Origin of the sequence: Levilactobacillus cerevisiae (genome assembly GCF_003946245.1) — a bacterium.
GTDB classification, from domain to species: Bacteria; Bacillota; Bacilli; order Lactobacillales; family Lactobacillaceae; genus Levilactobacillus; species Levilactobacillus cerevisiae.
The window spans coordinates 103,606-118,638 of the sequence record NZ_RHNN01000007.1; the positions used below are offsets into that span (position 1 = coordinate 103,606).

Annotated in this window: 17 protein-coding genes; 3 read left to right on the plus strand and 14 right to left on the minus strand. The window is 48.1% G+C overall.

The genetic code is table 11. The annotated features are described in order from the left end of the window. Positions 1–17 precede the first annotated feature (17 nt). From EKM99_RS04630 to EKM99_RS04650, 5 genes are read right to left on the minus strand one after another with little or no spacing between them, the layout of a single operon-like run. Positions 18–536 carry a diol dehydratase small subunit gene (locus EKM99_RS04630; RefSeq protein ID WP_125581418.1) on the minus strand — a complete coding sequence of 173 codons (519 nt, stop codon included), beginning with the start codon at positions 534–536 and terminating at the stop codon, positions 18–20. A 26-nt stretch (positions 537–562) separates the two neighbouring features. Then, positions 563–1,243: a propanediol/glycerol family dehydratase medium subunit gene (locus tag EKM99_RS04635; RefSeq protein ID WP_125581420.1), complete on the minus strand. Its 681-nt coding sequence runs from the start codon at positions 1,241–1,243 to the stop codon at positions 563–565. 23 nt (positions 1,244–1,266) lie between these two features. Beyond that, positions 1,267–2,943, minus strand: coding sequence for a propanediol/glycerol family dehydratase large subunit (locus tag EKM99_RS04640; RefSeq protein WP_125581422.1), 1,677 nt, complete (start codon positions 2,941–2,943; stop codon positions 1,267–1,269). 18 nt (positions 2,944–2,961) lie between these two features. Next, complete coding sequence (pduB, locus tag EKM99_RS04645; protein ID WP_125581424.1) at positions 2,962–3,789, minus strand: propanediol utilization microcompartment protein PduB; 828 nt, start codon at positions 3,787–3,789, stop codon at positions 2,962–2,964. Positions 3,790–3,808: 19 nt separating this feature from the next. Then, positions 3,809–4,102, minus strand: a complete 294-nt coding sequence (locus tag EKM99_RS04650) for a BMC domain-containing protein (protein ID WP_125581426.1) — start codon at positions 4,100–4,102, stop codon at positions 3,809–3,811. Positions 4,103–4,397: 295 nt separating this feature from the next. Between EKM99_RS04650 and EKM99_RS04655 the strand changes: the two genes are divergently transcribed. Continuing rightward, entirely contained in the window at positions 4,398–5,471 is a 1,074-nt protein-coding gene (locus tag EKM99_RS04655) for a helix-turn-helix domain-containing protein (protein WP_125581428.1), read from the plus strand. 585 nt (positions 5,472–6,056) lie between these two features. Here EKM99_RS04655 and EKM99_RS04660 read toward each other — a convergent pair. Continuing rightward, entirely contained in the window at positions 6,057–6,761 is a 705-nt protein-coding gene (locus tag EKM99_RS04660) for an MIP/aquaporin family protein (RefSeq protein ID WP_125581430.1), read from the minus strand. Between the two features lie 223 nt (positions 6,762–6,984). Here EKM99_RS04660 and EKM99_RS04665 point away from each other — a divergent pair, with 223 nt between their 5' ends. Further along, positions 6,985–7,242: a hypothetical protein gene (locus EKM99_RS04665; protein ID WP_125581432.1), complete on the plus strand. Its 258-nt coding sequence runs from the start codon at positions 6,985–6,987 to the stop codon at positions 7,240–7,242. A gap of 310 nt (positions 7,243–7,552) precedes the next feature. Here EKM99_RS04665 and EKM99_RS04670 read toward each other — a convergent pair whose 3' ends face one another. From EKM99_RS04670 to EKM99_RS04690, 5 genes are all read right to left on the minus strand, one after another. Next, positions 7,553–7,753 carry a hypothetical protein gene (locus EKM99_RS04670; RefSeq protein WP_125581434.1) on the minus strand — a complete coding sequence of 67 codons (201 nt, stop codon included), beginning with the start codon at positions 7,751–7,753 and terminating at the stop codon, positions 7,553–7,555. A 60-nt stretch (positions 7,754–7,813) separates the two neighbouring features. Next, on the minus strand, positions 7,814–8,131 hold the full coding sequence (locus EKM99_RS04675) for a hypothetical protein (RefSeq protein ID WP_125581436.1): 318 nt from the start codon (positions 8,129–8,131) through the stop codon (positions 7,814–7,816). A 53-nt stretch (positions 8,132–8,184) separates the two neighbouring features. Then, a complete protein-coding gene (locus tag EKM99_RS04680; protein WP_125581438.1) occupies positions 8,185–8,904 on the minus strand; it encodes a hypothetical protein in 720 nt (239 codons plus the stop codon). A gap of 106 nt (positions 8,905–9,010) precedes the next feature. After that, complete coding sequence (locus tag EKM99_RS04685; RefSeq protein ID WP_125581440.1) at positions 9,011–10,021, minus strand: CAP domain-containing protein; 1,011 nt, start codon at positions 10,019–10,021, stop codon at positions 9,011–9,013. Between the two features lie 18 nt (positions 10,022–10,039). Continuing rightward, positions 10,040–10,582 (minus strand): hypothetical protein, encoded by a 543-nt coding sequence (locus EKM99_RS04690; protein ID WP_125581442.1) that lies wholly within the window; start codon positions 10,580–10,582, stop codon positions 10,040–10,042. Between the two features lie 576 nt (positions 10,583–11,158). Between EKM99_RS04690 and EKM99_RS15765 the strand changes: the two genes are divergently transcribed. Continuing rightward, positions 11,159–11,332 carry a hypothetical protein gene (locus tag EKM99_RS15765; protein ID WP_164511519.1) on the plus strand — a complete coding sequence of 58 codons (174 nt, stop codon included), beginning with the start codon at positions 11,159–11,161 and terminating at the stop codon, positions 11,330–11,332. On the opposite strand, the gene EKM99_RS04695 is transcribed toward EKM99_RS15765, so the two are convergent. The 3 genes from EKM99_RS04695 to EKM99_RS04705 form a co-directional block, all read right to left on the minus strand. Further along, positions 11,329–12,675: a glucose-6-phosphate isomerase gene (locus EKM99_RS04695; protein ID WP_125581444.1), complete on the minus strand. Its 1,347-nt coding sequence runs from the start codon at positions 12,673–12,675 to the stop codon at positions 11,329–11,331. The genes EKM99_RS15765 and EKM99_RS04695 overlap by 4 nt on opposite strands. Positions 12,676–12,806: 131 nt before the next feature. Further along, positions 12,807–13,670: a GRP family sugar transporter gene (locus EKM99_RS04700; RefSeq protein WP_125581446.1), complete on the minus strand. Its 864-nt coding sequence runs from the start codon at positions 13,668–13,670 to the stop codon at positions 12,807–12,809. 180 nt (positions 13,671–13,850) lie between these two features. Beyond that, entirely contained in the window at positions 13,851–14,999 is a 1,149-nt protein-coding gene (locus EKM99_RS04705; RefSeq protein WP_125581448.1) for a class I SAM-dependent methyltransferase, read from the minus strand. Between the last annotated feature and the right edge of the window lie 34 nt (positions 15,000–15,033).

Here is a 15,033-nt window from a genome sequence, read left to right on the forward strand (position 1 = left end):
TAAAACCCCTAACTTTTCTAGTTGTCGCCCTTCAGTTTCTGATGCTTTTCGTAATTGGTTGCGGCTTCCTTGAACCAGTTGGAGCAAATCGGTGCGTTGTACTTATTTGCCAACTCATCGGCAATGTCCAACAGGTCTTGCTTGGAAGAACGGAATGGCCGCAAAGCCCCGTACATTTCCAGTAACCGATCATCGGGAACACCCGTCAATTCGGCTGCTCGCTGGAAGTTATTTTGAATCTGGGACCGGCCAGCACCAGCAGAAATCTTCCCTTGCATTCTCAACGTTGAAGGCGCAATCCGCAATTCCTTTGAATCAACCTTGCCATCAACGATGTCTTGGAAAGTAATCGTTTTCAATTGCTTGCCAGATGGTGCCTTTACTAAGTCTGGGTGCTTTCTGAATAGTGGGAAGTCTTTCGCCGTTAAATTCGGTTCAGAACTTGCCGTATCCGTTGTGGGTGTCTTGGTTGCTGTCCCACCGTTGCCATTTAACTCTGACATAATTTTGGCAACTAAATCGTCTACTTCACTCATCAATAATGCCTCCAATCACGTAATCGTTAATTAAAGTTAACCTCAATTTCTTCAGCGGGTTTCCCAACGACAACCTGCTTCGTTTCTTTAATGTGCATCAGGGCAGCCAATGCTTGGTACCGTGGCCGTGCCATTTGGTCGTTGACGGTTGGTACGGGGTTGGGAGACATCCCCTTGGCATACTGGGCGGCATTCTTCCCGATGGCCCGGAACGTATCGAGGGTCAAGACAGGTGCTTGTGGGAAGAGTTCCAAGTTATTCAGCGGATCTTGATCCTTCTGGTGAATAATGGTGGTTCCTTTCGATTGAATGGCAATGGCGATGCCTGAACCTGAAAGCTGATCTGCTTCTGCCGAGATAAAGGAAACGTCTGAGGTCCGGTAAACTTTCATGACCCGCGCCTTTAAGCCTTCTTCTTCAACCCCCGCAATCAATTGCCGTAACACATCTTTATGTGACTGTTTGACAATCGTCTGCTTCATGACCGTCGCAAAGGCTGGGCCAACCGCAATGACCACTTCGTTCTTGGACCGGCCTGGCTTCGCAGGACCTACTGGTTTGAACCAGTCGACACTGTCTTCTTGACTAGGACCAGCCGTCGCAACCGCCCCACCGTTAAACGAAACTGGGGTATCAGCGCTCTTCATTTCTCCGAGGACATCACGGATGATGTTCTTGAGTAAAGTTTCATCAATTTCCTGACTCACTGAACTTACCTCCTTACCTGACGCTAGAAGTCAACTTTTTGTGGATCCAAGGCCCAAGGAATATTCTTAATCTTATTCCACTGTGCTTCGTCTTCCCAAACACGATAGCCGGTTCCTGGCCCCATGTAGTCATTGTTATCGTTAATGGCAGAAATACAGTTCCAATCCTTATCAAAGATAGCTGAGGTCTGCAGGTAGTCCCCACAAATCTTCTGTTGGGCTAGCTTGAAGACGGCTTGGGCTGTGTCGTCGATGCCGTGGTCATCCAACGCCTTGATAATGTCGGAGACCGTCACACCACGATCCATCAGGTCTTGTGCAGCCTTGATGTCCTGTGCCATATCCCGTTTTGGCATATCGCCTGAGGTACTGCCGTAGGTTGCCGCTTCAACTTCTTCATCGGTAATCTCTGGCAAGCCGAGGCCATCAAAGACGGCTTGAACGGCCTTGGCAGCTTTCTTACGGATCTTGATTGCTTGATCTTCAGTAATTGGTAAGATACCACCGTTGACGGCCAAGTCACGTTCCATGGATTCATAATCATCGTAGTCTAAGACATCCATGTTAGAGCCCGCGAAGGTGTTGTCAGAGTTTTCTTCACCAGCGTACCCAGATGAAATGTAGTCAGTCCCAGCAATGAATTGGCCCAACATCCGTTCAGTCCGCCGAATATCTGAGTGAGAGAAGGTTTGGTCGTTACTGGAAGCACATTCCAGGTCCATCATCATGCACATCAGGTTTTCACCTAAGACTTCACGCAGACCACTTGGAACCGCACTAGGAACACCGATACAACTAACACTCCCGTTTTGCAGGCCCTGAACACCAGATGCTTTGGTAATGTAAATGCACCGTGATTCCAGGTAGAGCATGGACTTACCTTCGGTGTAGCCCATCAGGACTTCGGAACCAGAACCGGAACTGAACCGCATCTTCAAGCCACGTGAAGCGTAGCAGGAAGCCAAGAAGCCTTTAGACCAAGGCGTATCGTCACCATCAGTGAAGACTTTATCAGTCCCATAAACGGAAATGGTTTCGGCATAGGCGGTGAAGCCCCGCATCCCTAATCCCAGTTCAACCGCTTCTTCAACGGAGCATTGGGTGATCACACCGGGACGACCAGCTTGGGCACCGACCATCAATGAGATGGCGTTCAGTGGTGCGTAACGCGCAACCGCCGTGGTCGTTTCAAGCTCTGGGAAGCCCCGCAAAGCAGCTTCGGCACCATCGGCAGCAATTTCTGCTGGATTATCCAAGGTGTTGGTAATGTGGGCTTGGGTAAATGGTGTCCGCCGTGGCCGCATCTTTTGCACCGCCATGATCATTTCAGCAAAGTTTAATTGGTTGATGACATCTGAGGCCTTCGCTGGCGTCAAGGCAGTCGTGACTTTAACGACTTCAGAACGCGAAACGTTGGGATCAATCAGCATCTTAGCAATGGATTGGGAGGACATGGCGTTGGCCTTTTCAGCGTTGGCAATGTTAATCCCGTACTCAGCAATGTACTGGTCGATTAAGTCAAAGTCTTCCCGCTTCTTACCATCTAATTCAGTAATGACCCCGTTTTCAACTTTGAGACTGGCATCTGGGTCGTTCTTGCTACGCATCGCAACAAGCCCTTCGTCGTCCCATTCCTTAACAAATCCGTCCAAATGTACTGGACGCTTCTCAAGTTTTTCAAAACGTTTTTGCCGTTTCAATTAAAATCCTCCTCCCAACTACTTAATGTATGATGGAAAATCATTAATCGGTTTGTCACCCAACTCAGCCAAGAGTTTCAGTCCAACCTCACGACCGGCCATAACGGCTTGCCGAACGGCGCCTGACTCACCACTGATGTGAACCATCCCTTCGTTTGAGAAGCTGGTTCCATGACCTGGTGACGCGAATGACAAAACATTGACGGAAGCTGTTTTAACGGCGGTATCGGCCATAACGACACCAATACCGGCAGGCGCGCCACAAATCAGGCCGTACGCTTTACCTTCGGGAGCCCCGAAAGCAAAGTTGCAGGCACCAGAAGCCCGCGCCGTAAATTGAAATTCCAGATGACCGGCAGCGGAGTTGTAAACGTCACCGAACGTTCTGCTCAAATTATCCAGCGCCACGTTAATCGCTTGCCGTGCATCTGAAGGATCGTTCCCACCAACAATAATTAAGGAACCATGTCCGGCACCACCCTTAGTATCACGGGGTAATTCGATGTCCACGACTTCAGTGTTGGTTTGCTTAACGGCTTCATCAATGGCCATGATATGTGGCCCGGCACCAGAACGCGCACTGAGAATCCCTAGAACTGGATACTTCTTGGTGACGTGTAACTTCTCAAGCAACAGTGGATCGACGCTTGGAATGACCATACCAATCGTGTCCCCAATTTTACGAGTGCCCACGAATTCTGGAACCACACTCGTTGAATTTAATAGGTCCTTGGTCTCCATTTTCTTGCCTCCCAACGAACTCATAGCTTCCTTAGGATCAATATTGATACCACGTTTCAGCAGTTCTTGCACAACTTTTTGAATCACATCTTTATCTTCAGTCATCTCTATCAACCACTAATCTTTATTTGGCAGAATCAGGTGCTTGCTTGGGCAACAACTTCTCAACATCCGTATGTGGACGTGGAATGACATAGTTTGAAACAACTTCGCCAATGTTTTCTGCAGCTGAAACACCCGCATCTACGGAGGCCTTAACCGCACCAACATCTCCACGAACCATCACCGTAACCAGTCCATGACCAATCTTTTCTTGGCCAACCAGCGAAACGTTGGCTGCTTTAACCATGGCATCGGCCGCTTCGATTGAAGCCACTAACCCTTGGGTTTCAATCATTCCTAATGCTTCTTGTTCCATAATTTGTTACCTCCCATTAATCTAGAATCAAGCCCAGTCAGATTAATTTGATGGGGCCCGTTACCCTTGAAACACCTTTATTATAAAGAAGGTGGGCACGACTATCTTAATGAAAAGATTCACAAGGAAAGCCAAATTCAACCATCAGACTACAAATTTATACCCAAAAGACAAGATTGAGGCAAAAATGAAAGCGCTATCTTGTGTTTTTCCTGGAACTAAACTAGAATGAACAATAGATAAGGTCCTACTAATGATTCTGTCAGGTTTGAATTAACTAGGAAGGAAAATCGCTATGTCTATTAGTACGCCGACCACTATTGACTACTCCGAACTCTCTGATTCATTTCAGTTATTTTCCAAGATTAGTCAAATCAGCACGTCATTTTATGATTTCAGTGATACATTGTTGAAGGATGGAAAAGTTTTCCACGGCTTAAATGATATTCAGCACAATCTCGTTCTGAAGGACTCCGGCATCACGCTTCTGTTCCCGGTGATTGCCAATGACAATATCATTGGTTTCGTCATTTGTGATGACACCGGTGTCTCCCAGGAGCGGGTCAATCTGTCAAAGACTTACATAGCCAGCATCGCCAACGATACGCTGGGCAAGGCGCTGAATACGTCCATTGAGATTCTCAATCCGCTGACGGCGCAAAACATGTCCCAGATGCGCAAGTTCGTGTTGCTCTTTAAGCCGACGCTCAATCAAATTGACCACGGAGCCACGGCCAAAACTGAAAACGTGGACATCAGCCGCAAGCCGTCGAGCATTGACGACATTCTGGCTTACGTGCAAAACAACATTCGCAAGCCAATCTCTTTGGAATCCGTGTCGCAAAACGTCTTCCTCTCCCCGTCCTATCTCAGTCGAATCTTCAAAAAATATCTCCATGTGAATTTTATCGACTACGTGAATTACCAGCGGGTAGCGATTGCCTGCAAATACTTAATGCTCACCGATAACAAGGTCAGTGTCATTTCCAGACAGGTGGGCTGTTCTCAGAATAGCTACTTCTCTAAAATCTTTAAGAAGGCCACGGGGATGTCGCCGCTGGCCTACCGTCGCACACACGCCGCCGTCCAAAAGGTCCTGACGATTCCCCGGGACTTGACTTGGCACGACCAGGACACTATTTACGACATCTCGCGCCGGTACTTCCAGAACTTAACGTATGACTTCTCCATTCAAACCGTTGATGGTTACCCCTACGTCAATCAGATTGGTACCCTGACGGACTCGGGGTCGCGGGGCTGGCTGTACTCGGTTGACTGCCAGCAGCCCACGTCGCCGTCCAGCACCATCGTTACCGCTGACAACGCTGTGATTCAATGGTTCTACACCAGTCAGGTCATGTCGCACTAACGCTTTCTGAACCTCTCAGCAAAAGGTTACGAGTGCAGAACGGTCCAGCTAATAAGGACGTAATTCACAAAATTAGTTGGAAATTGCCACCTGCGGCTGCCAGAGATTCCGGCTGCTGTGGGAACCGCCTGCGGCCTGGGGAACGGTCCTCCGGCTCGGTTTGAAGCCTGGCCAAGACCGCCAAGTCTCCAAACGCATCCCACGCTGTAAGCTGGTTCCCAGCTAACACCGTCGACACAGCTGACTCCATCTCTGGCCTCCTCCGGTTAACGTTGTTTTTCGGCCTGACAGTGATGTGATCATCGCTGGGCTGGCAACGTTTGTCCACAATAGTTGGTCGCTGTCTATATAAGCGTGTGTGAGTCAAATTAATGCCCAGTCTGCTGGGTTAGACAGGGTTGTCAATTTTCCAGCGTTGTTTTCTAACTATGTAGCGGATTATGCTGATATTTCAGCTTTCAAGTTTTAGCTCGCAATTCGATACCATGCCCTTTCATAATAATCACGTTATACATTAAAACTAGCCACCCAGAATTAAGGGATGGCTAGTTTTTTATTCGTCTATGCAGGCGGAGCTGAACACCATTAAACTGCTACCTTAATGGCCGTCGCAATGATCCCACCAACGAGCGGACCACACATTGGGACCCATGCGTACCACCATTCGCCGCTACCGCCATTGGGAACGGGCAAAATCGTGTAGGCCAAACGGGGACCCCAGTCACGGGCTGGGTTAATCGCGAACCCGGTAGTCGTCCCCAAGCCAGTCCCGATAACGAGAATCAAGGTGCCGACGATGAAGGGCTTCAGGCCCTGAGTAAAGTCACCCAGGTTCAACAGGACAAAGACAAACCCAAAGGTCGCGACAACTTCAGAAACGAAATTATACATGGGTGACTTGATGGCTGGCCGGGTCGCGAAGATGCCGACCGTGTTACCAGCCGCCTCATCCTTGCTGGCCTTAAAGTGTGGGGCGAATTGAAAAATCACAATCGCTGCCCCGACGAACGCACCTAAGAATTGACCAGCTAAGTATGGCAAAACCTGAGACCAAGGAAAGAGGCCAAAGATGGCAAACGGAATCGTGACGGCCGGATTTAAATGACCATCGGATCCCAGTGCTCCGGCAACGTAGACTCCCATTGTCACAGCCAATCCCCAGGAAGTACAGACATACAACCAACTTGAACCTTTCGCATAGGACTTATTCAAGTTCAACCCAGCCCCGGTTCCGGCCCCGAGCAGGATTAAAACCATGGTCCCGAAAAACTCGCCGACAAATCCATTCAAAATTGACACCCACCTTTTCTAAGTATTGCCATTTTTATTGGCAATTCTATCTTAGCAAAGACGGGCGGTAGAATTTTATCATGTTCATCTATGAGCAAAGCAAGACGGCTAAATTTTGATATTTTTTAGAATTGTGAGCGAGCTGGCCCTAATCTGTTTTAGTTGCAATTAACGCTTGCATTTCAGAACGCTTGTTCGTATAATATTGGAGAGGTGATTATAGATGGATCAACGCGCAGTCAATGGAAAAATTTTTTCGGAACCGAAAGTCTTGAAGCTGAGTCCCCTGCTAATCTTCGTTAAGGTGTCAGACGAGCGGGGTAACGTACAAAACTGCCTGGTCCATCAACACGGACTGAATTTCCTGTACCAGGCAACGGTCGGCTCACGAGTCGCCCTCTTTGGCCACGACAACCGCCGGAAACAGTTTGTGGTCACCCACTTTACCGTGATGGCCAGTTCTGCTTCAGTGGCTTCTTAACGATGAATTAGACACGTAGCGGTTTCCGCTATTTGGAGACACTAAGAGCCTGGGCATTTGCTTCAGGATCTTTTAAAAAACGCGCCAGATTCCTTACCACCGTGGCAAGAAATCTGACGTGTTTTTTGAGGACACAAATCTGATGAGGAAGAAAAATCAATGTTCATGTCCAAAGGGAAATTGTAGCGATTACAGGATACTTTGTTGTGGAAAGTCTGGATTCGACTACATCCCCTTAGCCGCCAGCACAAACGCTAACGGCCGGCATTGCCACCTTCTCTGGAGGTGAAAGTGGCAATGCCCTTATGACTTATTTCTTTGGCCCAAATAAGGTGTCGTAGTTGTAGCCTTTCGGGTTCGTTTGCTTAGCCAGTTGCTTGCTGGTGTAGTAATACGGGATATCAACGGGTAATGAAGCCAAATGCTTATCATGAAGCACCTTAACCTTCTTGCCGTTCACTTTAGTTGTGACGACCCTGTAACTCGAAAGGGCATACTTAGCCGTCATCATACTCTTAGAGGTGTCCCAGCCACCTACTTTAGTCGATTTACCGGCCTTATAAGCAAAGATTCAGTTGTCTTTGCCCTTTTGCAGTTTTTTAGCTGGATTGTATTCGTGCAGCACCATTTTATCAGTGCTTGCCTTGGTAGTTCCCCACCCTGCCCAATTCTCGGTCATTTTCTTAGCCGTAAAGGTCAGCTTGCTATACGTAAACTTCCCGTTATCATTCTTCTCGTAATGGTACCAGGTACGCCGCAAGGACTTTGGAAAAGTCTTCAACGACTTCTTGGCCTGGGCGTCTGCCGTCATGCCTGGCGTGACAACGGCGAATGCTACTCCCATGGTTGTTGCGACCATGGCTGCACTGACGATTTTCATTAGTTTCATGTGTATTTGCTCCTTTGAGTAGTCATCATTCAAGTTCTGACTGGTACCACGCTCTAGTCTAAGCGACTAACAGCTGTGCTAAGTGCCTGAGCGAAAGTCCCCATACTTGAAGAAACTTCATCTAGGTTATCCGTCATAGGTTCAAGACTGTCAAGTTTCTTAGCCATTGCGTCAAGGTTTGCCCGTTGAGACCCAGAAAAACGATTTTTAAAGACGCCATAAACACTCATCAAAGCATCTTTATCCTTAATGGCAGCTTTTACATCACCAGCACGATCCTTAAATGAATTGCGTTCCCAATTTGAATTAATTGAGTCAGCCAGGTCTTCGTAACTAGGAGTACTTGGAGAATCTTGACTATCAGAACTAGCCTGCATTACTGCCTTCAAATAAGCCGTATAAGTATCATTCAACCGCTTCTGCTTGTTAAACGGTGCCTTCCCCGCCCGTAAATTGCTCTTGTAGATCCAGCCGGCCTTGCTCCCAGACTTGATGTAAGCTAGGGTAGCCTTTTTACCGTTCTTCTTGATGACAGCCTTTTTGGTAGCGGTCCACGTGGTATAACGGTACTTGCTCATCTTGTACTTCCGGTGCGTCAGCTTGGCACTGCTGTAGATGTTGCCGGCACTCCCGTGATACACCTTGCTGGCCACGTTATTCGTTGAAATCACTTTAACCTTACTCTTGGCACTGGCTGGTGTCGTGAGACTTGGTACAACGAGTACCAAACTCAAAGCGGCTAACAGTCCTGTCTTCATCATTTTATTCATCATTAATCAGTCCTTCTTGAACGTATCGTTCTGTATTTGATGGTGCTTGTTACCTTGTTATTAAATTGAATCGCAAACATAAATGAAATCGCAGTCACTCTACACTGTCTTACTTGGTCAGTTCGAACAATTTCGTTTGATATTTCATGTCGGCGTGATTACCCAGCTTACTGATTTGTACCGTATAAGCATGGTTCACTTTGACCTTGCTTGGGGCTGGTAAATAAGAAATGCTCGTCCTATACCAACCATAACCGGCGGTACTATTGTCTACCGTCGTGTGTGAAACCTTTACTTTCTTATGGGTTGTCACATCGGTAATCTTGACCGTTGGCTTTTGCGCCTGCTCACCAGAATCAGCTGAATACGACAGCGACCATACACTCCCGGCAACTGCATTCACTGGAAAGACACCAGCTTTGGGATAGGCAACTTCTTTGGCTTGACTGGCCGCGTCCCCATAGGCTCGACACTTGGCACCACCCTCAAATACTTTGAAATCGCTGTACCCACCAGCTTGGCCAATCCCAATTTCAATCGTATTACCTAGGAGCCATTCCCGGTGTCCTGGGACGTAATCTGATTGCCCAGGATCAATCAAGTAGTTCAAAACATTATCGTACGGCTTGGTTAGTCCCTCACCAAGATTACTGTAGCCAGTCGCATCGACACCCCGTTGCCAATCTGATTTTGAAACGTAAGCCGGTCGCTTAATTCCTACCAATTCGTGTGAAAGTCCCGAGTCAGCAGCAGCCATTGTTGACGCACCGTACTGTGCATCTTCGTTCCACTGTTTGTTGGCCACAATTGTGTTTAAGCCATACATTTTCCGGTAGAAATTAACTGACTTAACTGCGGCGTTAATATATTTCTGACTAAGCTGCCCAGTTCTAAAGGGTTTCTTTAGTGAGGGCTTTTGCACGTACATCCCTTTTGTACTATTAGAAATTCCCTGCACCTGTTGCCGATAATTCTTGATGGTCGTCCGTTCCTTAGACGTGAATGTGACTTTCTCCGTCGGTTCTTTGGCCTTAGTCTTAGCGGTGGCCGATTGCGTGCCAAGAGCGCCACTAATTGAAAGGGCTAAAAGAGCGAGAAAAATACTGCTAACTTTCTTCATGTAAGCAAATCCTCCTGACTACTTGTAAGCGTGCACCTTAAAAGTCTTGTTCGCTGACAAAACAAAGAACACCGACTTCCCTTTGACCTTACCATGATAGCCAGCACGAACGTTAACCTTCTTGGCTGTCGTCTTGACAACCTTACTGAAGGTTAGCTTCTTGGTTACCGGCGCAAACTTAACGTTGGTGTACGTGCTGATTTGAACCTGCTTTGCCGGGGTAAACACGCTCAAGGGAATATTGGTCACGACTAGCTTTCCGGTCACTTTGACCGACTTACCAGACTTGGTCCGTTTGACATGCACATTTGCCAGCTTATAGGTCCAACGATTTTCCTTGGCGTTCACGGCGTTGTCAGAAAGCAATCCCAATTTAACAGCTTGGACCGGTGTATACTGCTGACCATTGTATGTAATCGTCCTTTTACCATTCATCTTAGTTTCGGTCACTTTCACGGTCTGGGCTTTAGCTTGTGCTGTGATGCCCACCGTTCCCACAACAAAGCTAGTACCTAACGTCGTCACCGCTAACAGAGTGCCAACGACATGGCGTAATTTCATTTTCATTTCCTCCTTTTTAACCGGTATAAATATCTCTATTCCGCCCGATTTGAATGATGGCTCAAGTACCACTGCCCTAAGCACTCTTGATGATACACAATCTGCATGTCATAATATGTCGTTCGAAATAATTAAACGGCTAAAACAGTAATTTTTTTACAAAAAAAGTCGTCAGCCTAAAATTCAGGTCAACAACGCCCTTACTAGTCTAGTGTGCGAAGAGTCTTGCTTACAGAAGCATCCACCTGAGGGCCACTAACCAACAAAACTTGGCACACCAGCTCTACCCGGTAAAGATACCGGCCACCTCCCCTAAAGGCTCGCTAAGCGGCTGACAGCCACGTTCACGGGTAAAGAACCACACTCACGGATAGCCGTAATGAATGTGAGTAACCGACTACCGACAAACATGGTACCGACCATAGCAAGACACCCCATCGATACAGTCTCAATTGGTTTCCCAGGCCGTCTCGTTGCCGATTAATCGTTGTGAGCGACCAGAGGCAGCCTTTGCGGACGCAGCTGTGTCGATGGTTTTGGCTGAGTGGACTTCTCAGCCTAGACCAAGGGATAACCTTGGAAATTCGCGAACGCCAGCAAGGTTTCAAGGCAAGCCGGAGGACCGCTTCTCAGGCCGCAGGCGATTCCCACAGCAGCGGGAGCAAGGAGCTGCCGCCGGGAGCGCAAATCAACGACAAAAAAGACACCGCCACGAATGCAGCGATGCCTCAAACAATTATTTTGATTTAGAGCCGAGCGTTCAGTTCCTTACCCAACTTTTCAAATCCAGGCTTGCCCAACAAAGCAAACATGTTCACCTTGTAAGCTTCAACACCGGGTTGGTTGAATGGGTTGATCCCGTTCAGGTAACCAGAAATGGCAACGGCCACTTCGAAGAAGTAGATCAAGTAGCCCAATGTGTATGGTGTTTGATCAGGGATGTGAACACCCATGTTCGGCACACCACCATCGGTATGCGCTAAGACGACCCCTTGGCCAGCCTTGGTGTTGACAAAGCTCATTGGCTTGCCTTCCAAGTACTTCAAGCCATCTAAGTCATCAGCTTCGCTAGGAACGTCGACGTCATTTTCTGGTTGGTCAACGGTGATGACCGTTTCCATCAAGTTACGACGACCTTCTTGGATGTATTGGCCCAATGAATGCAAGTCAGTCGTGAAGTTAGCGGAAGATGGGTAGATGCCCTTTTGGTCTTTCCCTTCGGATTCACCCATCAATTGCTTCCACCATTCTGCGAAGTACTGCAGACGTGGTTCGTAGTTTTCCAGCAATTCAGTGGTGTAACCCTTGCGGTATAAGATATTCCGTAACGCAGCGTATTGGTAAGCTTCGTTCTTGGTTAAATCAGGGTTCGTGTAAGCATCTTCTGCGTCCGCAGCACCCTTCATTAATTCGTCAATATCAGCGCCAGAAGCGGCGATTGGTAATAAACCAACGGCAGTTAAGACGGAGTAACGACCACCCACGCCGTCAGGAATGACGAACGTTTCGTAACCAGCAGCGTCGGCTTCAGTCTTCAAAGCCCCGCGTTGCTTGTCAGTGGTGGCGTAGATTCGGCTCTTAGCACCCTCTGCACCGTACTTCTTGATCAACATTTCCTTGAAGATTCGGAAGGAGATGGAAGGTTCCGTCGTGGTCCCAGACTTCGAAATAATGTTAACGGAGAAGTCCCGGTCACCAATCAAGTTGATCAAATCATGGACGTAATCTGGACTGACAGAGTTCCCAGCAAAGAAGACTTGGGGTCCCTGGCGCTTTTCAGCTGGTAAGTAGTTGAAGAACGTGTCGTGTAAGAAGTCCACGGCCATCTTGGCACCTAAGTAGGAGCCCCCAATGCCAATCACAATCAAGACTTCGGAGTCGGAACGAATCTTCTTCGCAGCGGCCTTGATGCGGGCAAATTCTGCTTTATCATAATCGTGTGGCAAAGCTAACCAGTCACGGAAGTCACTGCCGGCTCCGGTTCCTTGGCGTAATTCGGAATCTGCCGCGGTCACGAGCGCTTGCATTTCTCCCAATTCGTTGTCATGAATAAACGGATCAAGTTTGGAACGATCAAAGGCGATATGTGCCATATTAAGATAACCTCACTTTTATTGTTATTGACTAGTCCATTATACCGCATTCGCTCTAAAAGTAAATGGTCTAGTCCAAATATTTTGCGAAAATAAAAAGGACGGCAACCCACGTTAGCCGTCCTTTATAACTATTTCATTAATCCAAGAGTTACCCCACCAGCAACAACTAACAGGGACCCAATTGTGATGTAGACCATTTCGCGTCCGGTCTTCTTTTCACCCAGTAACCAGATACTCCCGAAGGTGGAAATAACAATCCCACATTGTGCCAAGGAGTAGCTAATTGCCAAGCCGACCGTTGGAATGGACATGAACATAAAGAAGTTCCCAATGCCCCATACCAAACCGGTAATGATGTTCTTGGCGGTTGCCTTGTGCCAAACTTTTTGGCGGGAGAACATCACGAAAATCAAGGCACCCATGATCATCCCTAATGATTGCGGGAAGAGAATGGTTTTAGAATCCAACCCAGATGCCGTGACGATAACCGTGTAGAGTACGTACCCAATCGTAGAAATCACGATGGCAACGGAACCCCGACCGGCTTCGACTGGTTGACTAGAACCAGCAGCGGCCCGCTTGTCCCGTAAGGAGGTCATGGCCGCACCGATAATTAATACGATAACGGCAATGGTTCCCATGGTCACCATCCGCGTCGTCTTCCATTCATGAAAGAGCAAGACCCCGGCCAGCGCCGTCCCTACCAGTTGTAACCCGGTAGAAATGGGTACCGTCCGTGAAATCCCGATGAATTTCATGGATTGGAATTGTTCAAACTGACCAACTGACCAGCAGAGACCAGAAGCAATCCCGACTAACATCGACATGCCCGTTAAGGCACTGTGAAAGTAGACCAATGAGAACAGGCCGAACAAAACGGCCCCAGCGGTCATCCCTAATGTCTGTTGGTAGGAGGTCCCACCCAGACGGCCACTGATCAATCCAATACTCCCCCAACATACCGTGGGGATTAAAGCTAATAATATACCCATAATAACCTCAACTCTCGTTTCAACTGTGTCGTTTCTCTCTGTAAGCGCTTCTTAAATCGCAATAGTAAGTGTAAATGTTTCTTTTCTAAAAGTAAACCATTGTTGTCAAAAAAAGAACCAATTGGTCAGTGGTCTATCCAACCAAGCGGTTCTTCTTGTGTTCGTTTTCAGTCGTTTTCATTAATCAACCGACAACAGTAAACCCTTTAACGATTCGCTATGACGGTCTGCAACGTTGGTGAGAAAGTCATCAGGTGAGTTGTACGTATTGAAAGCTGTTACATGACCGGTATAATTTTCTACCGCGGCGTTAACCGTTGACTGTAAGTTCTTCATTGAGTACATTGGCGCCGTAGCTGTCACCAGGATTTTTGCCCCAGATTGGGCTACTTGGAACGCCTGCTCAACCAAAGCCTGTAAGTCTTGATCCAAGGTGAAGGCCCGTTTCTTGCCGCGAATAAAGGCAGGTGGGTTGATCATGATGGTATCAAAAGTCAGCCCATGCTTGATGGCGTAGTCCAGGTAATTGGTCACGTCCATCGTCCGCATTTCAACGGGTGCTTGTTCCAAGTTGTTGGCAGCCAACTGGGCCTGTAGCGTCGTCGTTGCCCGGTTCGTTGGGTCAACCGTGACGGCTTCGATGGCGCCACCGACCATGGCAGCTGTGACTAAACCAGTCTCGGCACTAAACAGGTTCAAGACCCGCTTGCGTTGACTCGTTTGCCGAGCCCAATCACGCGTTTCACGGAATTCCAAAGCCAGTTGTTGCCGACTCAACGTCAGGTCAACGGGATACGTCACGCTATTTTCCAGCACGTTCATGGGTTGGTCGGGCAATTGGCCGCTGATTAATTGCGTTGTTTCTTGGCCAGGCGTCGCAGCAACGACGACTTTGTCCTTGCCCATAATCCGTTCGAAGCCGGCGTAAATCAACCGGGCTTGTTGCTTCAACGCAGCATTTTGCCAACGGAAGACGTAGCAACCGTTGTAAACGTCAACGACTAAGCCACCCAGGCCGTCGCCGGTGCCGTTAAATAACCGGTAAGCTGCTTGGTCAGCGAAGGCGCCCCGCTTGGCTGCGGCAGCGCGAAACTTGCCAGCAAAGAAGCGTTCGTCGATTGGTTCATTTTCCTTGAGACTCAGCACGTAACCGATGCCTCGGTGTTGTTTGGCGAAGTAGGCTGTGGCCACGAAATGACCGTGGTTTTCCAGTTGGACCCACGCGCCGCTCTCAAAGTCTTTGTTATTTTCTAAGTCAGTTAATGCGACAATGGGATAGCCGTCCTCAAACTTACGGACCGACTTCCCGGTAATTTGTACTCGTTTCAAAAGTTTCCTCCTTAATGGTTCCCTCATTGTATCA